At 41.2% G+C, this 21,156-nt stretch carries 17 protein-coding genes and 1 tRNA gene; 10 read left to right on the top strand and 8 right to left on the bottom strand.

Annotated elements, in window-relative coordinates:
* The first annotated feature begins 13 nt into the window (after positions 1–13).
* Both GW828_RS02210 and GW828_RS02205 read left to right on the top strand, forming a co-directional pair.
* Positions 14–89, top strand: a tRNA-Lys gene (locus GW828_RS02210).
* Between the two features lie 558 nt (positions 90–647).
* On the top strand, positions 648–1,799 hold the full coding sequence (locus tag GW828_RS02205) for a DcaP family trimeric outer membrane transporter (RefSeq protein ID WP_124015706.1): 1,152 nt from the start codon (positions 648–650) through the stop codon (positions 1,797–1,799).
* A 65-nt stretch (positions 1,800–1,864) separates the two neighbouring features.
* Here the strand turns inward: GW828_RS02205 and GW828_RS02200 are convergent, their stop codons facing one another.
* Both GW828_RS02200 and radD read right to left on the bottom strand, forming a co-directional pair.
* Positions 1,865–2,125 carry a GrxA family glutaredoxin gene (locus tag GW828_RS02200; protein ID WP_124015707.1) on the bottom strand — a complete coding sequence of 87 codons (261 nt, stop codon included), beginning with the start codon at positions 2,123–2,125 and terminating at the stop codon, positions 1,865–1,867.
* Positions 2,126–2,204: 79 nt separating this feature from the next.
* Entirely contained in the window at positions 2,205–3,956 is a 1,752-nt protein-coding gene (gene radD / locus GW828_RS02195) for a DNA repair helicase RadD (RefSeq protein WP_273056878.1), read from the bottom strand.
* Between the two features lie 254 nt (positions 3,957–4,210).
* On the opposite strand from radD, the gene GW828_RS02190 reads away from it, so the two are divergent.
* The gene (locus tag GW828_RS02190) at positions 4,211–4,612 is read left to right on the top strand and encodes a hypothetical protein (protein WP_124015709.1); all 402 of its coding nucleotides are present in this window, start codon (positions 4,211–4,213) and stop codon (positions 4,610–4,612) included.
* A gap of 122 nt (positions 4,613–4,734) precedes the next feature.
* Here the strand turns inward: GW828_RS02190 and acs are convergent, their stop codons facing one another.
* Positions 4,735–6,687 (bottom strand): acetate--CoA ligase, encoded by a 1,953-nt coding sequence (gene acs / locus GW828_RS02185; RefSeq protein ID WP_124015710.1) that lies wholly within the window; start codon positions 6,685–6,687, stop codon positions 4,735–4,737.
* 256 nt (positions 6,688–6,943) lie between these two features.
* On the opposite strand from acs, the gene GW828_RS02180 reads away from it, so the two are divergent.
* Positions 6,944–10,366, top strand: a complete 3,423-nt coding sequence (locus GW828_RS02180; protein ID WP_273056880.1) for a hybrid sensor histidine kinase/response regulator — start codon at positions 6,944–6,946, stop codon at positions 10,364–10,366.
* A gap of 57 nt (positions 10,367–10,423) precedes the next feature.
* Complete coding sequence (locus GW828_RS02175; RefSeq protein ID WP_182722241.1) at positions 10,424–11,023, top strand: glutathione S-transferase family protein; 600 nt, start codon at positions 10,424–10,426, stop codon at positions 11,021–11,023.
* Positions 11,024–11,073: 50 nt separating this feature from the next.
* On the opposite strand, the gene GW828_RS02170 is transcribed toward GW828_RS02175, so the two are convergent.
* Complete coding sequence (locus tag GW828_RS02170) at positions 11,074–11,706, bottom strand: LysE/ArgO family amino acid transporter (protein WP_182757144.1); 633 nt, start codon at positions 11,704–11,706, stop codon at positions 11,074–11,076.
* 158 nt (positions 11,707–11,864) lie between these two features.
* On the opposite strand from GW828_RS02170, the gene GW828_RS02165 reads away from it, so the two are divergent.
* On the top strand, positions 11,865–12,758 hold the full coding sequence (locus tag GW828_RS02165; RefSeq protein WP_273056884.1) for a LysR family transcriptional regulator ArgP: 894 nt from the start codon (positions 11,865–11,867) through the stop codon (positions 12,756–12,758).
* Positions 12,759–12,818: 60 nt separating this feature from the next.
* Here the strand turns inward: GW828_RS02165 and bioA are convergent, their stop codons facing one another.
* Complete coding sequence (bioA, locus tag GW828_RS02160) at positions 12,819–14,153, bottom strand: adenosylmethionine--8-amino-7-oxononanoate transaminase (protein ID WP_273056888.1); 1,335 nt, start codon at positions 14,151–14,153, stop codon at positions 12,819–12,821.
* Between the two features lie 114 nt (positions 14,154–14,267).
* On the opposite strand from bioA, the gene bioB reads away from it, so the two are divergent.
* From bioB to bioD, 4 genes are read left to right on the top strand one after another with little or no spacing between them, the layout of a single operon-like run.
* Entirely contained in the window at positions 14,268–15,320 is a 1,053-nt protein-coding gene (gene bioB, locus GW828_RS02155; protein WP_182696950.1) for a biotin synthase BioB, read from the top strand.
* 6 nt (positions 15,321–15,326) lie between these two features.
* Entirely contained in the window at positions 15,327–16,487 is a 1,161-nt protein-coding gene (locus GW828_RS02150; protein WP_273056891.1) for an aminotransferase class I/II-fold pyridoxal phosphate-dependent enzyme, read from the top strand.
* Between the two features lie 56 nt (positions 16,488–16,543).
* A complete protein-coding gene (locus tag GW828_RS02145; RefSeq protein ID WP_273056893.1) occupies positions 16,544–17,302 on the top strand; it encodes a methyltransferase domain-containing protein in 759 nt (252 codons plus the stop codon).
* 7 nt (positions 17,303–17,309) lie between these two features.
* Positions 17,310–18,041 (top strand): dethiobiotin synthase, encoded by a 732-nt coding sequence (gene bioD, locus GW828_RS02140; protein WP_273057364.1) that lies wholly within the window; start codon positions 17,310–17,312, stop codon positions 18,039–18,041.
* Between the two features lie 120 nt (positions 18,042–18,161).
* Here the strand turns inward: bioD and GW828_RS02135 are convergent, their stop codons facing one another.
* The 3 genes from GW828_RS02135 to GW828_RS02125 all read right to left on the bottom strand — a co-directional run bounded on the left by GW828_RS02135 (position 18,162) and on the right by GW828_RS02125 (position 21,111).
* Positions 18,162–19,187: a GGDEF domain-containing protein gene (locus GW828_RS02135; RefSeq protein ID WP_124015720.1), complete on the bottom strand. Its 1,026-nt coding sequence runs from the start codon at positions 19,185–19,187 to the stop codon at positions 18,162–18,164.
* 149 nt (positions 19,188–19,336) lie between these two features.
* On the bottom strand, positions 19,337–20,239 hold the full coding sequence (locus tag GW828_RS02130; protein WP_220487531.1) for a hypothetical protein: 903 nt from the start codon (positions 20,237–20,239) through the stop codon (positions 19,337–19,339).
* Between the two features lie 443 nt (positions 20,240–20,682).
* Entirely contained in the window at positions 20,683–21,111 is a 429-nt protein-coding gene (locus tag GW828_RS02125) for a MaoP family protein (RefSeq protein WP_124015721.1), read from the bottom strand.
* Positions 21,112–21,156 lie beyond the last annotated feature (45 nt).

Below are 21,156 nucleotides of genomic sequence, written 5' to 3'. Positions count from 1 at the left end.
GCAAAACCAAGATGGGTCGTTAGCTCAGTTGGTAGAGCAGTTGGCTTTTAACCAATTGGTCGAAGGTTCGAATCCTTCACGACCCACCACTTTTTAGACCTCTCCGAGTTAAACTCCCAGATCATCAAAGAACAGTCAATTATTCAACGGCTAAAATTGCCAATGAATTTTTCGCCATTTAAATATCAACAGTTGGCTGTCAACCCATTAGCCGAAGATTCGAGTTCTAGATGAACCACAAATTTAGCATTATTCCCCAAGTTATTTTAAAATATCTCAAATCCCTCGTACTCTAAATCAAAAAATTATCGCCATTGAATTTGATCATAAATATTTTCTAGCTCATCGCTTCAAACCATTCACTGATGGGGGCCTACCATACAATTATTCGATGCTCACGATTATTAAATACTTACTTTGATTAAATTTATTGTGCAATGACCTACAATTTTAGGTCATTAATCTTTTAAATTACTGTCATGTAGAGTCATTAATTTGATATAGAAAAATGATTTAACCTTAAGTATTAGTTCAATTATAAGTATTTACTTGTCTACTTTTGTCTTATAGACCTATTGCTAATGTTATCTGTTTGTTGATTGGTTCATATTGCTGAAGATTAGAACAATATCAATAGGGAGAGAATAATGAGAAAGCAAAAGCTAAGTCTTTATGTTGCAAGCGCTTTGTTAGCGATGAGTGGGGGAGCTCATGCTGCAACCGATATGACTTTTGGTGGCTACATTAAAGCCGATGTAATGTTTAGTGATTATGGCAATGGGGCGCCAGAATCTGGTTCGTTGTCACGTCAGTTTTATGTGCCAGGGACTATTTATGGGACATCTGGAAACGGCCAGCAAGTTGTCGATTTTCAAGCGCGGGAATCACGTTTTAACTTTAAAACAGTTACTGATGTTGATGGCCATAAACTCACAGGTTTTATTGAACTTGATTTTATGACCCATACTGACGGTAACGAGCGAGTCTCTAACAGTTACTCTCCTCGTATACGTCATGCATTTGTCAGTTATGACAATTGGACAGTCGGTCAGACTTGGACCACGTTTCAAAATCCAGGCGCCTTACCGGAGAATCTAGATTTTGTCGGTGCCGCTGAAGGAACACCTTTCGTTAGACAATCACAACTACGTTATACCAGTGGTAATTGGCAATTTTCAATTGAAAATCCTGAAACGACTGTAACACCGTTTGGCGGTGGAGGCCGAATCACCAGTGGTAGCGGCGTTGTTCCGGATTTTGTCGGACGTTATAACTTCAGTGCTGCTAGTGGTTCTGCATTTTCAGTAGCTGCTATTGTAAGACAATTAGATTTAGAGCAAGTTGTTGGGGCAACCCAGTACGATACTTCTGAGTTAGGTTATGGTGTTAGCTTTGCCGGTGTTATACCTTTAGGTAAAGATGATATTAAATTTACCGCAACTTATGGGGAAGGGTTAGGGCGTTATATGGCGCTTAACTATGCTAATGCTGGTGTGCTTGATTCCAATGGTGAGATCCAAGCGATTAAATCCTATGGTGGTTTCGTCGCATACCGTCATTGGTGGTCAGAGCAATGGCGTTCTAGCTTGACGGTTTCAGGTTTCACTGCAGACAATGATATTGCACTTACTGGCGGGGCTGTCAATAAAGAAGCTTATTCTGGCTATGTTAACTTACTATATTCACCTTCAAAGCCACTCACATTTGGGGTTGAATATATGCATGCTTTGAATGAGCGCGAAGATGGTTTCGACGGTGATTTGAATCGTATTATATTCTCAGCTAAATATGCTATTTAGCCTATAAACTGATAACAAAAAGGCAACCTTATTGGTTGCCTTTTTTTATTTGAAGCTTTTAATACTTATTTAAGTAGATTGTTTTGGCGAACATAGGCTTCAAATTCAGTGCAACCACCAATTGGTTGTTCGTCAATGAAGATCTGTGGAACAGTTTCAACCGTTTTGCCGACACTTTTTGATAAGTCTGCTTTGGTGATACCTTCGACATGAATATCAATATATTTAAATTTGAAATCCGCACTTTGTGCCGCTAACTTTTCTGATAACTCAACTGCTCTAACACAATATGGGCAACCTGGGCGGCCAAAAATAACTACAAACATGGTGACTCCTGTTTAATGATCTTGGCAATTTATACCATATGTATTTTTCAAATGGTATTTGAACACAATTAATTTTGTTTTAACTCATATCGATTTTATATTTGCCTTGATAGTCAAAAAATGTATCAACTAAATCCCAACGATATTTGTTTTTCTTTAGTAATAATAAATCAGGTTTTCTAAATCGGCTTTGATCCGCCAATACATCTGCTACTTTATTATATTTAGGATGCTTAAGACCTGGCGTGCGAGTGTGGCTTAGTACAAATACCGCATAAAACGCTTTGCGTTGTGCTGGTGTCGAAAAGTTAAACGTTTGCTTAAAATCATTACCCTCAATATCAATATATTGAATAAGTAACTTGTTGTCGTGCTCGAGTAATAGCATTTGCTCACATTTGAATAAATGGTGATGCTGAGCGTTAAGTACTTGCTTTAAGCGTTTATCAGGATCAATTAAGGTTGATTGGCAGGTGTTACAGATACGTGCCGCTATATCATTTTCAGCTCCACAGTCGGGACATGATTTTGACCTGAATCTAAAGTCACATTGCTGGTTGTCACTGATTAATCCTTGGCAGCGTCTTCCATAATGCTCAATTATATCGCCATCCTCATCCACTATCCCCCAAAAGATGTTTGCAAATTGGCATACAGGACAATGCACTTGAACAGGCACTGATTTACTATTGGGCTTGGCTTGGCCAACTTCCGGATAAAAGAGGTCATAACCGTTCGCGGCGTAATCGATGATTAAACAATCGGTTTTATTCGGTGCTAAGCGTAAACCTCGACCAATCATTTGTTGGAATAGGCTCACTGACGCTGTTGGTCTTAATATCGCTATAAGGTCAACATGTGGCGCATCGAAGCCTGTAGTGAGCACTGCTACGTTGACTATGTACTTCAGATGTTGGGCCTTAAAGCGTTGAATGATCTCATCACGTGCGTTATGGGGCGTTTTAGCGGTAATTAACGCAGCATCTTTGTCTAAAAGCGCCATCACTTCATTAGCATGTCTAACGGTTGCAGCAAAAATCAATACACCTTTGCGCAGTGCTGCAAGTTGCTTCACCTGTTTGATAATTGCTGTGGTTGCGCGGCCTTGATGATTAAGCAAGGAGTCTATTGCCATTTGAGGGTACTCTCCGCTGTCATTTGGCTCCAGATCACCAAAATCATATTGGGCACTCAGTCCGTCAAAAATAATCGGTTTAGTAAGATAACCTTTATTAATTAATGGCCGCATTGGCAGTTCAAAAATGCACTTGTCAAAAACAGCGGTGTCAGTATTGCCTACTTTTCCATGGTAATGCACACGGTATATCCAGCCTAAACCTAAACGATAAGGCGTTGCCGTTAATCCAAGTAATTTTATATTAGGATTTTGCGCTTTAAGATGAATAAGCAATTGTTGATATTGGCTCGTAGACTCATTACTCACTCGATGACATTCATCGATAATCACTAATGAAAAGGGTTGGGTAAATTTTGTGAGGGCACGAGCCGCTGATTGAACGCTGGCCACTACCGTTTTACCATTGGCTTTCTTTTGATTTAATCCGGCAGAATAGATATTTGCTTCTTGTGTCAGTAAGCCTACCTTTTCGGCATTTTGAGCGACTAATTCCTTTACGTGAGTTAGCACCAGTACATTACCATTAGCAATGCGAGCTAGTTCGGCAATGACGATACTTTTGCCTGCACCGGTAGGAAGAACCAATACTGCTGATTGTTGACTTTGCTTAAAATGAGCAATAGCAGCATCTACGGATTGTTGTTGGTAATCACGTAGGGTTATCTTTGCAGGTTTAACAGATGAGTCTTTCAATTTATTGGTAGTATTATTCTGGTTTGGATAAAGCTTAACATAGGCAAGGATTGATAAACCATATTGTGATGAATGAGCGCTTATTTATGGTAAAGCTAAATCAATAAACCATGGCTAAAGGTGATAAATACACGCTAATAGTATTTTTGCGAGATAAGCGCTGTTTTTTTATATAAGTTGGTGTAAATTCATTTACACAGTCAGATGATACTTATAAAAAAATAATAATGTATTGCCATCAGGAAAAACACTTTATGAAACGTTTACTGTTAGCCGCTCTGTTTATGGTTAGCCACATCGCCGTTGCTGAAGACGCTTTAGTCATAGGTTTATCTATTGAAGAGAGCGTGAAGCATTCTGAAGATTTAACCACGTCGGCATCCAAAATTGTCATGGGATTAAATGATACTGTGTCACTCAATGTTGAAGGTGATTATGGTGTGACAATCGTGTCGACAGAAAATAGCAATAATAAGGTCAATTTGTTGATCAGTTTACGTGATGAATCTAATGACGCTTCGGATTTACTAGGAGATAAAACAATCAGTCTTAAAGTGGGCCAATCAACCAGTTACAAGGTGACATTAAACGATCATTTATATGACATAACTATTGAGACCTCTTATGCTCCACAGCCTAAAACCTTAAACAATTAGTCATAGCGAATAAAACTGTTCAGTCCATTAATCTCAGTTAAAAAAATGCCCCTCAGTGAGGGGCGAAAAGAGAAATTGGTCAGGATTTCTCGGGTGGATAAGGTATTACAAGTTAGTTTATATTACTCAGTTTTGTTTAGGCGTGACTCAATTAACGTATCAATTACAGCAGGATCCGCCAGAGTAGAGGAATCACCTAAGTTGGTCACTTCATTAGCGGCAATTTTTCGAAGGAATCGGCGCATAATTTTGCCAGAACGCGTTTTCGGTAAACCGCTTGCCCACTGGATAAGATCCGGTGTTGCAAGGGCGCCAATTTCTTTGCGTACCCATTGACGTAATTCTTGGCGCAACTCTTCCGTTGGCTCAATCCCACGAGTGAGGGTGACATAAGCGTAAATACCTTGGCCTTTAATGTCATGCGGGTAACCCACAACAGCGGCTTCAGCAACGAGCTCATGCGACACTAGCGCGCTTTCCACTTCAGCAGTACCTAAGCGATGTCCAGATACGTTAATGACATCATCAACACGACCAGTAATCCAATAGTAGCCATCTTCATCACGACGCGCGCCATCACCGGTAAAATACATGCCACGGAACGTTTTAAAGTAAGTTAAGGCAAATCTATCATGGTCACCATAAACGGTGCGCATTTGTCCTGGCCACGAATCAAGGATAACCAGGTTACCTTCACCGGTACCTTCTACAATATTACCCATGTTATCGACTAGAGCAGGCTGTACACCAAAGAAAGGTCGAGTTGCAGAACCTGGTTTGGTATCTGTAGCACCTGGTAGAGGACTTATCAGAATACCGCCCGTTTCAGTTTGCCACCAAGTGTCGACAATAGGGCAGTTTTCATGACCGATCACCTCATGGTACCAACGCCATGCTTCTGGATTGATGGGTTCGCCCACAGATCCCATAATACGTAATGAATCACCTTTATAGCTGCTAAATTGTTCTTTACCCTCAGCCATTAGTGCACGAATTAGGGTTGGCGCGGTATAGAGAATATTGACTTTATGACGGTCAATCATTTCACCTAATCGAGCCGGAGTTGGATGATTAGGTACACCTTCATGAATTAATACCGTTGCGGCATTCGCTAATGGTCCATAGACCATATATGAATGACCAGTGATCCAACCTACATCTGCTGTACACCAATATACTTCGTCTGCTTTATAGTCAAACACATATTCGTGTGTCATTGAGGCATACACCATATAACCACCGGTAGTATGCAGCACACCTTTAGGGTTACCAGTAGAGCCTGAGGTATAAAGTAAAAAGAGTGGGTCTTCAGCATTCATTTCAGCGGGTAGACAGAATTCTGAAGCGACTTCCATGAGTGAGTGCCACCAGACATCTCGGCCTTCAACCCAATCGATGCTACCACCAGTACGCTTAAGTACTATGACCTTTTCGACGCAAGTGACATCTGGATTTGATATGGCTTCATCCACACTGCGTTTTAACGGAATTTTTCGGCCACCGCGAACACCTTCGTCGGCAGTAATTAAGACTTTTGATTTACCATCAATCACCCTTGCAGCAATCGAGTCGGGTGAGAAACCACCAAACACCACTGAATGCACCGCGCCAATGCGAGCACAGGCAAGCATAGCGACTGCCGCTTCAGGCACCATAGGCATGTATATGGTGACGATATCGCCTTTATTAACACCTTGGCTTCGAAGGGCGTTAGCAAATTTACATACATCGGCATGTAATTGGGCGTAAGTAATTTTACGTTGCTCATTGGCATCGTCACCTTCCCAAATAATGGCTAGTTTATCGCCATGTTCTTCAAGGTGGCGATCTAAGCAATTGGAAGATGCATTGAGCGTGCCATCATAAAACCAATTGATCGAAAGGTTATGATCATCAAAAGACGTTTGCTTGATTTTGGTATAAGGTTTGATCCAATCAATACGTTTGCCGTGTTCTCTCCAGAAACCTTCTGGATTAATAATGGACTCCTGGTACATTTTCTTATATTGATCGTTATCAACCAGTGCGTTTTCTGCAATGTCACTCGGAACTTTGTAAAGAGACTGCGGGGTCATGGGGCTTCCCTTTCTAAAAATGGCGTGGTTAAAGTATCATCTGCAACAGGCTATCAGCACTATTAGACCTTGGTCTAGTTTTAAAATATCCTTAATATTTAGTCAGTTGCACGTGTTAATATGGTTATAATTGCTACAGAGTTAGTCTGTTATTTATGATGATTCTATTGTGTAGGTTGTTTTATGTTCAATACACGATGTTTTAGGTAAAAATAAAACAGATTTTTAATAATAATAAAGTGATATCGGACGTTTCATGAACTTAACCTTAATCGTTGCCGTGATTGCGGTGTGTTATGTGTCATTGCTGTTTATTTTGGCGTGGGGCGCTGAGAGGTGGTTTAGTAAAATAAACCAAAAAGCCCAAGTATGGATTTATGGGCTCAGTTTAGCTGTGTATTGTTCTTCCTGGAGCTTTTTAGGCACAGTTGGCCAGTCCGCCAATGATTTATGGTCTTTTTTACCTATTTTTATTGGCCCAATATTGGTGTTTACCCTTGGCTTTGGCATGTTACGAAAAATGGTGGTGGTGTCTAAAGCGCAAAACATTACTTCTGTTGCCGACTTTATTGCTGCCCGCTATGGTAAATCACAACTATTAGCGGCGTTGGTTACGCTAATTGCCTTGTTCGGCATCATGCCTTATATCGCGTTACAACTTAAAGCCATGGTGTTTAGTCTTAATTTATTTCAACCTGCTGACAATCCGCTGAGTCCTGTCGCTGTGCCATTATTGATTACCATGTTATTGGCTATTTTTGCCATTTTATTTGGTACTCGTAAATTAGATGCTACTGAACATAATCCAGGAATGATGGTGGCGATTGCCTTTGAGTCACTGGTTAAACTGGCAGCCTTTATCTCTGTCGGTGCCGTGATTAGTTTTGGGGTCTTTGATGGCTTTGGTGATATTTGGCAACAAGCATCAGATAAAGCATTGATCCAAAATAGTCATATCCGTTTAGAGTCTTTCCTACCTGAGTTATTTGTTGGTATGGCGGCGTTCTTATGTATGCCAAGGCAGTTTCATGTGATGGTAGTCGAGTGCGGTGGCGAGCATATTTTAAGAAAATCGCGATGGATATTTCCAATCTATTTAGTCTTATTTGGCTTGTTCGTTGCCCCATTGGCACTCGCCGGTAAGGTGATTTTGGGTGATTCAGTGTCAGCTGATACCTACGTGATTAATTTACCTTTAGCGCTTGATCAACCTGTATTAGCCGTTGTCGCATTACTGGGTAGTTTGTCTGCCGCGACGGGGATGGTGATCGTGGCGGTGGTGACTATTAGCGTGATGGTGAGTAATGAATGGTTGGTGCCATTTTTGTTGCGAACAGGTCAAATACGAGAAAAGAATTTTAGTCAGTTTTCTAAACTGTTATTAAATGTACGCCGTTTATCGATTGTGGTGATTTTAGGTTTTGGTTATTTAAGCTATTTGCTGTTTACCGACCGTGATTCACTTTCACATCTGGGGATGATGTCGTTTGGCGCATTCTCTCAATTAGCGCCTGCGTTAGTGGGGGGATTGTATTGGAAACACGGTAATCGAGCGGGAGTGTATCTAGGCCTTGCTGTTGGTTTTAGTCTTTGGTGTTTTATTTTACTTCAAGGTGCCGGTGAAGCCCGTGTTATTGGTGCAGACTCTGGTTTGTTCAATTCAATCACTCCCAATATTAGCGATACTTTGATTGCCTTATTAGCCAATATTTTTTGCTATGTGCTGGGTTCTATATGGTTTAGAGCGGGCGTTGCTGAGCGTATTCAAGCGAGTCACTTTGTCAAACCTTGGTCATCAAAGCAAGATGCTAAAAAACGCCAAGGGCCTATTTCACAACAAGATTTATTAATTTTGGCCAGTCGGTTTGTCAGTCCTACTCGTGCTTATGAAAGTTTTAGCCGTTTTTCGGCAGATGCGGTTAAAAGTGACAGTTGGTACAAAACGGCTCCAGAAGAGTTAATCGCTCATACGGAACACATGTTGTCGGGTGTGTTAGGCGCATCAAGTGCTTCACTGGTTATGGACTCTGTTTTACAAGGGCGTGATTTGGCTCTTGATGAGGTATTCCATTTAGTGGATGAGGCCTCTTCTAAAATTATTTTAAGTCAAGATATGCTGCGAGGTGCAATTGAACACGCTTATGAAGGTATGAGTGTGGTTGATAGAGACCTTAATTTAGTTGCGTGGAATTATCGCTATGTTGAATTGTATCAATACCCAGAAGGCTTTTTACAACAAGGTATGCCAATAGCTGATATTGTGCGGTTTAATGCTCTGCGCGGTTTTTGTGGTACTGGAGACATTGAAAACCAAGTTGAAGTGCGGGTACAACATATGCGAAATGGCACTCCTCATACTTCAGAGCGTGCTCGACAAGATGGTAAGGTTATAAAAATTCAAGGCAATCCTATGCCTGATGGTGGTTTTGTAATGACATTTACTGATATCACCCAATATCGTTTACAGGAAAAAGCTTTACTGGAAGCTAATGAAACTTTGGAAAGTCGGGTACAGGAGCGAACCTATGAACTGGCGTTATCAAACAGCGAATTATTAGAGGCTAAAGCGCAAGAAGAGCTCGCCAATGCATCAAAAACGCGTTTTTTAGCCGCTGTTGGTCACGACTTAATGCAACCGTTAAATGCTGCAAGATTATTTACTGCATCATTATCGCAATATCCAAATCTCGATTTAGAAGCGCGTACCACATTGACTCATGTCAATAGTTCGCTGAAAACAGCTGGTGAGTTACTAACCGATTTACTCGATATTTCTAAGCTAGACTCTGGCATGGTAGAGGTTAACCGTCGTGATTTTGCGATTGCAGAGATCATTAACGGTTTATCCATTGAATTTGATGCTATGGCTGCCGATAGTCAAATTTCGTTTTCAATGGTGCCTTGTACTGCGACCGTTAACTCCGATCCTTCTTTATTGCGACGTGTTTTACAGAATTTTTTAACCAATGCTTATCGTTATGCTCGTGGCGGTAAAGTGTTATTTGGTTGCCGTCATCGAGGTGATTTTATTGAGATCCAAGTACTGGATACTGGCTGTGGAATTAATGAGTTTGATATACAAGAAATTTTTAAAGAGTTTAAACGTCTCAATCATCCTAGTAGCCGTAATGTCAGTGGTTTGGGGTTAGGGTTAGCGATTGCTGACAGGATCAGTAAGGTACTTGATCATCAAATACATGTGAGTTCGGCTTTAGGTCGCGGTTCGATATTCTCTATTTCTGTGCCCATAGGTGAAACCATCAGCCAAATAAGCAATAAACCTTTACCAACACTATTGCAGCCTTTAGCGGGAATTAAAGTGCTATGCATCGACAATGAAGAAGCCATTCTTGCGGGATTAGAATCATTATTAAGCCGTTGGCAATGTGAGGTTATTTGTGCCAAAGATCTTGCCGATGCACGGATTAAGTTAGGCCTTAAAGGGGTGGCACCAGACATTATGTTAGCTGATTATCACTTAGACGATGATCAAAACGGTATCGATGCCATGAATGGTATTCGCAGCCGTTATGGGGAGCATTTACCAGGGATATTAATTACAGCCAATACCAATAAAGATTTGGTTGAAGATGTCGAAAGGCAGGGTTATCACTACATGGCTAAAATGGTTAAACCTGCTGCATTGCGAGCGTTAATTTCGAGTCTAGTTAAAAAGTAGGTTTACCCATTTTGGCAGTATTGCTGAAATTAAACATCACCTTAAAAGGATATTAGTATGATTGTGTATGGCGATAGCATGTCGGGTAATTGTTATAAGGTGCAGTTGGTGCTGAATCTGTTAGGTATTGAGCATGTATGGCAAGAAATGAATATCGCTAAAGGTGAAACGCAAACACCAGAGTTTTTAGCTAAAAATCCGCAGGGTAAAATACCGCTAATAGAACTCGATGATGGCAGCGTATTATCGGAGTCGAATGCAATTATCGGGTATCTTGCTGAGGGCTCTATGTTGATCCCAACCGATGCTTATAATAAAGCGAAAATGTATCAGTGGATGTTTTTTGAACAATACAGTCATGAGCCATATATTGCCGTTGCACGCTTTATTCAGTTGTATTTAGGATTACCTGAGGATCGCTTAGCTGAATATCACTCACTGCACGCTAAAGGCCATAAAGCGCTTGCGGCTATGGAAGCTGAACTAGCAAAGCAACCTTTTCTGTGTGGTTCGCAATTTACCTTAGCGGACATTGCTTTGTTCGCTTATACCCATGTTGCCCATCAAGGCGGTTTTGATTTAACCCATTACCCACAGATTAATAAATGGTTACTTCGCATAAAACAGCAAGCTAGCTTTGTGCCGATGAAGCGTTAATTATTTACTGATTTTATGGATATTTTTTGATTTACATGTGTTGTCAGCCGCTATTCGATTATTGGTATTATTGATAAAGTATTAAATACTGAATAGGCGATAAAAAGCATAATAGTGCCGACTAGAGCATCAATCACGCGTTGAACTTTAGGCGTACCTAACCAAGGTGCAAGTTTAGCGGCACCAAATGCTATGGTGTAAAACCACAGTATTGAGGCCAGCATGGTACCAATAGCAAATGCCCATTTTTCGTTGCCATCAAAAGTGCCCCCCACGCTACCGAGTATCATTACTGTATCTAAATACACATGAGGATTAAGCAAGGTGACAGCAAATGTAGTGCCGATAATTGTTTTACGGCTATTGGCCGCTGCAATGTGTGTTGTAACGAGATACTGATTTCTCCACACACTTTTGAACGACAGAACAGCATAAACAACTAAAAAAGTGACGCCTCCCCAACCTATCAGTAGCATTAACCATTCACTACTGGCGATTAATTTTCCTCCGCCAAAAATGCCCAGACCAATTAATAACACATCACACAACATGCAAATTGTCGCCGCGAGAAAATGATGATTGCGTTTTATCCCTTGGCTTAATATGTATGAGTTTTGTGCGCCAATAGGAATAATCATTCCTAAGCCGAGAATAAGTCCTTGAAATAATGCGGAGGTAGCCATGAGTATCCTAGTAACGAGCAATGTAATTAATTGCTAAAGTAGCAATAGTTTTGGTATAAATTAAATTAATAATTTTTCTGTTGTATAAGAATTATTAATGAAAGATGGCAAGACATTGGCTACGATGACTTAAGAGGATTTAATAAGTTGGTAAAATAATGAGTAAACTTGATTATAAATTACTGCAGGCATTAAGCTGTGTGATTAAAGAACAAAGTTTTGAGCGTGCAGCTGGCGTGTTGTGTTTAACACAATCGGCGGTGTCGCAACGAATAAAGCAGTTAGAACAACATTTTGCTCAACCAGTATTAATTAGAGGCCAGCCGATTGAAGCCACAGATTTAGGTAAGCAGCTATTAAAACTCTATTACCAAGTTGTGCAGTTAGAAGCCGACTTACTTCCTAGCGCTATGTCGCATTCACCCCAAACACCGTTAACCTTGCATATTGCCACCAATGCAGACAGCTTAGCCACCTGGCTAATTCCGGCAATAGCCCCGGTGATTAAGTCACATTTAATAGAGATTAATCTGCTCATTGAAGGTGAAGACCGCACGATTAATAGGTTAAAGGATGGCCAAGCTTTTGGGGCTATTTCTGTGCAATCTACAGCTATTAAAGGTTGTCAATTGGCTCGGCTAGGAAATGTTGACTATCTGTTGGTTGCGTCACCTGAGTTTAGTCGTCATTACTTCCCTAACGGAATTAGTGCTGACAGTCTTAGAAAAGCACCGGGTATCGCTTTTGATCATAAAGACAATATGCACACACGATACATTCAACAGCATTTTGGACTCACGCAAGGTGAATATCCATTACATACTGTACGTTCATCAGATGCCTTTGTGACCATGGCCAAGCACGGTACGGCATATGGCTTAGTGCCAAAAACGCAAATTAAACCAGAGCTGGCTTCAGGTGAGTTAGTGCATATATGTAAAGAGCATATCATCACTGAAACGCTTTACTGGCACCATTGGATTTTACTTAAAGGTGTTTATAAAGACGTTTCAGATGCCATTGTTGCCCACGCTCAAGCGGTATTAGATTAAGCGAAACAGAGTCTTACCTAAACAGAGTCTTACCCAAATCTGAGATTAGCCCAGCTTTGATTATCCATGGCTAATCAAAGTTTGATTATCTTCGCTTGGGACAATGGTGTCGGCAACAGATAACATGGCAGAGGTTAATTGGGTTAATTGTTCTGCGCTAATGGTATATGGCGGCATGATGTAGATATAGCGACTAAAAGGCCTTACCCACACACCTAAATCAACAAAGGCTTTTTGCAAGGCTGCGGTATTAACTGGCGAGAGCATTTCTATCACTCCAACACTGCCGAGCACTCTCACATCTTTTACCTGCTTTGACGCCATGGCAGCGGGCAAGGTGCGTGTTAAATGTGCCTCAATATCTTTTACCTGCTGTTGCCAATCACCTTTAAGCAGTAAGTCTAAGCTGGCGGTTGCTGCTGCACATGCCAACGGGTTACCCATAAAAGTGGGCCCATGCATAAATACGCCAGCGGGAGAATCACTAATACCACAGGCCACTTCGTCACTGCATAAGGTGGCAGCAAGACTAATATATCCACCAGTTAAGGCTTTACCAACACACAAAATATCGGCCTCAATATTGGCATGCTCATAAGCGAATAGGGTGCCAGTACGGCCAAATCCAGTGGCTATTTCATCTAATATCAGTAACACATCATATTGGTCACAAAGTTGGCGCAGTTTAATCAGATAAGCTGGGGAGTAAAAACGCATTCCGCCAGCACCTTGCATGATGGGTTCAATAATCACCGCGGCGATATCTTGGTGGTGTTGCGTAAATGCGGTATCTAACGCGAGTGTATCGGTTTGATTAAGCTGATCATTAAACTTAGACGTTGGCGCAGGGATAAATACTTGTTTAGTCACATTGTTGCCAAACATGGTATGCATTCCACCGTCTGGGTCGCACACGCTCATCGCTGCAAAGGTATCACCGTGATAACCACTTTTTACGGTCATAATGCGTTGTTTTTGCGGCTGATTGCGGCCTTGCCAATATTGCAGCGCCATTTTTAAGGCGACTTCAACTGCAATCGAGCCAGAATCGGCTAAAAATACTTTGGTTAAATTGGTGCTGGTCATCTGCACTAAACGTTTTGATGTCTCAATAGCGGGTTGGTGGGTTATGCCGCCAAACATGACATGACTCAGTGTTGACAGCTGTTGTTGCATTGCAGCAACAATGGTCGGATGACTGTAACCGTGCACACATGACCACCATGAACTCGTGCCATCAATAAGCACTTTACCGCTGTCTAATGTCAGTTCACATCCCTGGGCCGAAACGACGCCATATACAGGCAGAGACTGGGTCATCGAGGTATAAGGGTGCCAAATGTGTTGTTGATCGAAAGCGTAGTCGATAGTGGTGTTTGTGTCGGAAAATGCCATAATTATAGGTGCTCGTTTTTTGACCGCTAGTAAAGCGTAAAATGGTTACTGCGTTGACAGTTTACGGACTCAGGGTATCCTAGCCAACATAAAATCAAAATAAAGGAATGATCCATGTCGTTAGCTGAAGTTCGTCACGATTGGCAAAAAACAGAAATCGAGGCATTATTTGCGTTGCCTATGAATGATTTATTGTTTAAAGCCCACAGTATTCATCGTGAAACATTTGACCCTAACGAAGTGCAGATCAGTCGTCTTTTATCGATTAAAACCGGTGCATGCCCAGAGGACTGTAAATATTGTCCACAAAGTGCGCGCTATGATACCGGTCTAGAAAAAGAACGTTTACTTGAAATTGAAAAGGTATTAACCGAGGCTAAAAGCGCTAAAGCTGCTGGTGCATCACGTTTTTGCATGGGCGCTGCTTGGCGCAACCCGCGTGACAAAGACATGCCATATTTAACACAAATGGTAAAAGATGTCCGTGCTTTGGGCATGGAAACCTGTATGACATTAGGCATGCTATCGCCTGACCAAGCCAGCAGATTGGCTGATGCTGGTTTAGATTATTACAACCATAACCTTGATACCTCACCAGAATATTACGGCGATGTTATCACCACCCGTACTTATCAAAGTCGTTTAGATACGCTGACAAACGTGCGAGCCTCTGGGATGAAAGTCTGTTCTGGCGGGATTGTCGGTATGGGCGAGCAAGCCACCGATCGCGCAGGTTTATTGCAGCAACTTGCTAATTTAGAACAACATCCAGATTCAGTACCGATCAACATGTTAGTAAAAGTGGCCGGTACACCATTTGAGAATATTGATGATCTTGACCCGCTTGAATTTGTCCGCACCATAGCAGTGGCTCGGATTATTATGCCTAAATCGCGGGTACGTTTGTCTGCCGGACGTGAAAGCATGAGTGATGAACTGCAATCAATGTGTTTCTTTGCGGGGGCTAATTCAATTTTCTACGGTTGTAAGCTATTAACTACGCCAAACCCAGAAGAAAATGATGACATGAGTTTATTCCGACGTTTAGGGTTACATCCTGAGCAAGGTCCACAAGCCAACATCGAATCTGATAGCGCATTATTAGCCAAAGCGAGTGCTAAGCAAGATAAGTCGACTAAGCAGTTCTTTGATGCAGCTGCGCTATAATTTTACATGATGTTATTAGGCCAGACTGATATGGGGCTGCACCCATTAACCGAGCGGATAAGTAATAAGCTTGCTGATCTGCAGGCGGCAGGCCTTTTACGCCAACGACATGTGTCGGAAACCAAGCCACGTGTAATGGTTGATTTTAGCCATAATGATTACTTAGGCTTAGCCCATGAACCTGCTTTAGTTCAAGCTCTGTATGCTGGAGCGCAGCAGTATGGTGTTGGCAGTCGTGCATCACCTCTTGTTAGTGGTTATAACCAAGCCCATTTTGCCCTTGAACAGCGTTTATGCGAGCTGACGGGGCATCAAGCATGCATGTTATTTAGTTCTGGTTTTAGCGCTAACAACGCGTTAATGAAAACCTTGTTTAGCAACAAGGATACTGTCTTAGCCGACAAGTTAGTGCATGCCTCAGTAATTGATGGCTTAAAAGACAGTGGTAGTCAGATTCGGCGCTTTTTACATAACGATGTTATTAGTGCAACGCGACTGATCGAGCGCAACCCTCATACAGCTGTGGTTACTGAAAGTGTATTCAGTATGGACGGTGACATTGCCCCGATAGCTGAATTATCTCGCTTATGTCAGCAACATGATTGTTGGCTGATTGTCGATGATGCCCATGGCTTTGGGGTATTACCTAGCTCGTTTGTTAATGCCAATAATGTGGATATTCAGGTGGTGACATTCGGCAAAGCATTAGGAGGTCAAGGCGCGGCAATTTTAGCCTCTAAAAATGTGATTGATTACTTAGTGGCAACCTCGCGTGAATATATTTATTCTACCGCGTTATCGCCCGCAAATGCTCAGTTGGCATTAGCGGCGATTAATTGGCAGCAAGACCATCCACAGTTATTAACACAATTAACGGCAAACATCGCCTTATTCAGGCAAGTTGCACTTGAGCATCAACTTGAGATCACGCCTTCAATGACAGCGATCCAGCCGATTATGATTGGCGATAATCATCGCGTTTTAGTTATTGCTGAGCACCTAAAACAACAAGGTTTTTTGGTGGGGGCTATTCGCTCACCAACGGTGCCAGTCGGGCAGGCCCGTCTTCGTATTACGTTAAATGCACAGCATCAAGCCAGCGATATTTGTGCACTGGTTAGTGCAGTGGTCCAGCTTATTCAGCACAATGATGTTAATGATATTTAGTAAGCAGCATTAGCACTCAGGCAGTAGCTAAATAAATCGTATCTTTGAGAACCCTCATGACGTTAGATAACTCGGTTGCAAACAAGTTTTCAAGAGCAGCACCTATGTATAAGCAACATGATGTGTTGCAGCGTATGAGTGCTCAGCAATTATTACAGCATGCCAATTTATATGGCACTCTACTTGATATTGGATCCGGTCCAGGTACATGTTTTAAAGCTTTCAATGACGTGAAACAGGTTATCGCGGCAGATATTGCGCATGGCATGCTAACGCAATTGGCGCAACAGTATTCTGATTACTTATGCCTTTGTTGTGACGCTCAAGCGCTGGGTTTACAAAGTGAATCTATTGACAGCATTTATTCCAATTTAGCTTTGCAGTGGTGTCAGACGCTACCCAAAGCTTTTAATGAATTTCATCGCGTATTACGAGTGGGCGGTGAATGCCATCTCAGTGTTGTTATTGATGGCAGCTTGGCTGAATTGCAAACGTTAGGGTTTCACGTCAATCAATTTCACTCGGTATCAGCCCTTAAGTCTGCTTTTATCACCTCGCAAACAATGCCTCCTGATTGGGATAGTATCGATATCCAGGTTGAGACTATTACGGTTTATTTTGCCGACTTACGTAGCTTACTTTATTCAATTAAAGGGGTGGGGGCATCCAGTGCTCAAGCAGATGAGGAAAAGCAACGCGCAGTGTTGAGCAAACAACAATGGCAGCAACGGGTTGCATTAGCTGAAACCTTACGTACCGACAAAGGTTTACCATTAACTTATCAAATTGCGTATATCCGCGCTAAACGAGGCTGAAGCTATGCTGTATTTTGTGACTGCAACAGACACTGACAGTGGTAAAACGCTAATTTCAGCGGCACTTTTATCTAAGGCCACAGGTAATAAGTGTGGCTTTAAACCTATAGCATCAGGGTGTGAGTCTACAGAAGATGGCTTGCGCAATAGCGATGCCATGATGCTAATGACCCAATCTAATATGGATTTGCCATATCAAAGTGTTAATCCTATTTGTTTTGCCCCAGCAATTGCACCGCATATTGCCGCTAGGCAAGTAAACTATACTTTAACTGCCCAAGGTGTTCTTGACACTATGTACCACTCGGCGATGCAAAGTGCTGATTTTGCCTTAATTGAAGGTGCAGGTGGTTGGCGTTTACCATTGGGCAATGGCGAATATTTGTCTGATACAGTTAAATTATTGCAAGCTAAGCTGCAAAATACTAAGCCACAAACTGAATTAGTCAATCACATGAATTACCCATCAGATTGGCCATCGAGTATCGACGTTATTCTCGTCGTAGGCATGAAGCTAGGTTGTTTAAATCATGCTTTATTAACTCAAGAAGCACTGCTAGCAGATGGATTAACGATAGCTGGTTGGGTTGCAAATCAGGTGGATCCTCACATGGCTTTTATTGATGACAACCTCGACAGTTTAAAGCAAATAATGACAGGTCCATTTTTGGGATATGTGCCTTATTTGGCTAAGCCGACGGCGATTAATGCCGCCCGTTACCTGCAGATGCCTAGCTAATTCAAATGTCGACATAATCGTCAATATAAGGCCCAACCTTTGTCACGCATCATGCTGTAAAAGCAAAGTGATGAGTCATAAAAGATGGGCTAAAAAATCAATTTATTTTACTCATAATAACTAGTTTGCAATCGGCATCACGCGATTTCTACCTAGGCGTTTTGCATCGTAAAGTAGCTTGTCAGTTGCCTCAATGAGTTGCGATACATTTTGTTTAGGTTTCCATTCTGCCACCCCAAAAGAGGCGGTTATTGAGTCAATTACTTTATCGCTACGTCGATCTTTGACACTGAGCTTTTCTATGGCTCTACGTATGCCTTCGGCCAGCTGCCTGGCTACCCTAAACTGACTATTGGGAACGATAATAGCAAACTCTTCGCCACCAAAACGGTACAATTTTACTCCGTCACGACACGCTTCTTGGGTCCGCTTAGCCACTGTTTTTAGGACTAAATCGCCGAGTTGATGGCCAAAACTATCATTGAATATTTTAAAGTGATCAATATCAATTAAAATTAAACAAGTACCTACAGGTGCTGAGCTTACTTGCGCTTCTATATCAGTATTAAATGCGCGGCGATTTAACACATTGGTTAATGCATCAAATAGCATGTCTTTTTCAGATGCGGCTAAACGTGTTTTTAGAGTATCAATTTCAGATTGTGCTTTTTGTAGCTGTTCAGTAAAACTGACCGTGCTAGAACGAATACTGGAAGATTCTTTGACAATATTTCTAACAATGCCAATAACTTGTTCAAGTGAGAAGCCTTGATTTTCAAGATCACTTAATTTTTTAAAATCTTTATCAATTTGCTTCTGAAATGTTTCAGTATCTAAATTAGTGTCTTTGAGTGATTGGGATAATTCACATACCATAGCATCTAAATTTTTACGCATATCACGCACATCAAGCTCTACTGGATCCGCAACATATTTACGATAAATTAGCTCGCTAGTTACTGGTGAACATGTTTGATTTTGTTTGACTGCGGTATCTAACTCTTGATTCAGTAAGGGGTTTTGTTCACCCACATAAGCATACCAAAGCGCATAGTTTGTTGGTGTGGTAGGGATTTTATATTTTAACATTAACGGAACCGCTTTTTTTAAATTGGCAGCAGCGGTTTGCAATAGCGTGTTAGACATTATGTGCCTCATGAACTGGGCTGAAAAAGACTTTTAAAATCTATAGTTAAATAAATATAGCAATAATAGCAGGGGTTATACCATCCTATTATGAGGATACAAATTAAAAAAAAGCACCCTAGGATGCTTTTTTTGTAGATAACGTGATATTAAAACACATAAGAGACAGCAAACATTGGCCCAGTAAAGCTGTAGTTAATATTATAGTCAAAGGTACGTTGCTCAATATTGCCGATATTACGTGTCTTTTCGATAGTAACGTCGACATCATAGTAGTTATATGCCAATTTTAGCGACCAGTTATCACAAATTTTTGCTTCGACCCCTAAACGGACATCGACAAGCGATCCATCTACATCATCATATTTGATTGAAAAGTAATGCGCATGAGCATCAAATATCCAGCCAGGGTAAAACTCGTAAGATCCATAAAGACCGATATCAGGCAAAGGAGCCGTTATCGTTTCATCGATAATTTCTGGCGTTGCTACTGAATTACTGCATAAGGTTGAATCTGGAACACAGATGCCTATGGTGCCTTTAAAGGCCGTTTCGATAAACATGGCGTGTAAACCTAGCGACACACCAACCGCGTAATTTGTACCTTGCCAGACATCATAACCGTACCCTATACGCAAAATGTCTATATTCAGTAAGGTATTGAGTTTCGAGCCAGTTTCAATCAGATAATCTTTACCATCAATATCTTCAAGAATAAAATCTTGTGATACCGTTTCTGTATCTGCTTTGCGATCCAACGATTTCCAATCAATATAAATGTTGTGGCGTTGGTTGAAAGAAAAGGTAAATTCAAAATAGGGTAAGTATTGTGCTTCAGCTAGAAGAAGTTCGTCTTCAAAGTCCACCGGGAATGTACCGCCGGTTTTAGGGTTTGTGGCAATAAAGTTTGAATCGGAGTTGGCATAAAACATACCGATATCAAGAGTATATCCATCAGTAAAAGTTGTGCTTTGTATTGATGGCTCGGACTCAGCATAAGCCGTTCGAGTGATGAGTATCAACAATACTATATAAAAAAAAGATCTTATCATTGAAACTCCGCACTTATTATTTTTACTATCACAAGATATGCGTCTTCATATGATGTTGTTGTCAAATCTAATCCCTAATCTATTGTATGCAGATATCCAAAATAAGAATTATCAAATGCATACTCAAAAACATCAAATTTATATAAATAGGACCAACCGTTCATTAGCCATACTAGCACTTTGTTACTAGATGTGAAATATTTGTATGTGTTTATTGCGCTAAATCAAGTTTTCAGCAGTAGTTTGAAGTCAAAGGCGCAAAAGCAATCATTTTGACTGCAAGGCCTTATGGGGTTGGGCGTCAGAGTGTTGGCGTTACAGTGGTTAGTGGCAGTAATGTGGCAAAACGAAAAGTAGAGTAGAATGTTGACCCTACTTCTTCGTTAGGTATGTAGCGTAAGTGTTAACGTTTGCAGGCGTTTGTTTTAGTCACTGACCAGAGTTTATTCTGGCTCGTCGGTGTCAGAAACTTCTTCTTCAACATCGTCAAATTCAATTTCAACTTTAGAACTTGCTGGCGCATGAATAGTACCAACGACAGCATAAAACGGCTTACCTTTTGCTAGACGGCAATACTTAGACCACAATAACTCCATTGGTGTTGTTGCGGGTAACATGCCTTGAAGAACGCGAATAAACTGGTCTTCGTCAACATTACAAGGTAATTGCGAGCCATCGGCTAGATTTTTCATTGCTTGACCGTGTTGTTCAAGCAAGTCAGCTTCCTTACTGGTAAAATCACCACAACGCTTAAACCCCATAGGGAAATTCGCGTCATCATAGAAGCGTTTAGTTGACTGAAAACTGTTGCTATGACCATTGGAGTTAGCATCAATACCTTGTTTTGCATTGATAAATGATTGCTGAGACATGGCTAATACCTTCTAAATTGTGAGATATAAACATTTGCAACTGGA

This window comes from Shewanella vesiculosa (genome assembly GCF_009994065.1).
Lineage (GTDB): Bacteria > Pseudomonadota > Gammaproteobacteria > Enterobacterales > Shewanellaceae > Shewanella > Shewanella vesiculosa.
The sequence above is the reverse complement of the archived record's forward strand: the minus strand, read 5'-3'. Positions and strand labels throughout refer to the sequence as shown.

What these genes read in the sequence shown, in the direction of transcription:
- GW828_RS02205 (WP_124015706.1), top strand. Translation starts at nt 648, where the DNA reads ATGAGAAAGCAAAAGCTAAGTCTTTATGTTGCAAGCGCTTTGTTAGCG.
- GW828_RS02200 (WP_124015707.1), bottom strand. Translation starts at nt 2,125, where the DNA reads ATGTTTGTAGTTATTTTTGGCCGCCCAGGTTGCCCATATTGTGTTAGA.
- GW828_RS02190 (WP_124015709.1), top strand. Translation starts at nt 4,211, where the DNA reads ATGAAACGTTTACTGTTAGCCGCTCTGTTTATGGTTAGCCACATCGCC.
- acs (WP_124015710.1), bottom strand. Translation starts at nt 6,687, where the DNA reads ATGACCCCGCAGTCTCTTTACAAAGTTCCGAGTGACATTGCAGAAAAC.
- GW828_RS02180 (WP_273056880.1), top strand. Translation starts at nt 6,944, where the DNA reads ATGAACTTAACCTTAATCGTTGCCGTGATTGCGGTGTGTTATGTGTCA.
- GW828_RS02175 (WP_182722241.1), top strand. Translation starts at nt 10,424, where the DNA reads ATGATTGTGTATGGCGATAGCATGTCGGGTAATTGTTATAAGGTGCAG.
- GW828_RS02170 (WP_182757144.1), bottom strand. Translation starts at nt 11,706, where the DNA reads ATGGCTACCTCCGCATTATTTCAAGGACTTATTCTCGGCTTAGGAATG.
- GW828_RS02165 (WP_273056884.1), top strand. Translation starts at nt 11,865, where the DNA reads ATGAGTAAACTTGATTATAAATTACTGCAGGCATTAAGCTGTGTGATT.
- bioA (WP_273056888.1), bottom strand. Translation starts at nt 14,153, where the DNA reads ATGGCATTTTCCGACACAAACACCACTATCGACTACGCTTTCGATCAA.
- bioB (WP_182696950.1), top strand. Translation starts at nt 14,268, where the DNA reads ATGTCGTTAGCTGAAGTTCGTCACGATTGGCAAAAAACAGAAATCGAG.
- GW828_RS02150 (WP_273056891.1), top strand. Translation starts at nt 15,327, where the DNA reads ATGATGTTATTAGGCCAGACTGATATGGGGCTGCACCCATTAACCGAG.
- GW828_RS02145 (WP_273056893.1), top strand. Translation starts at nt 16,544, where the DNA reads ATGACGTTAGATAACTCGGTTGCAAACAAGTTTTCAAGAGCAGCACCT.
- GW828_RS02135 (WP_124015720.1), bottom strand. Translation starts at nt 19,187, where the DNA reads ATGTCTAACACGCTATTGCAAACCGCTGCTGCCAATTTAAAAAAAGCG.
- GW828_RS02130 (WP_220487531.1), bottom strand. Translation starts at nt 20,239, where the DNA reads ATGATAAGATCTTTTTTTTATATAGTATTGTTGATACTCATCACTCGA.
- GW828_RS02125 (WP_124015721.1), bottom strand. Translation starts at nt 21,111, where the DNA reads ATGTCTCAGCAATCATTTATCAATGCAAAACAAGGTATTGATGCTAAC.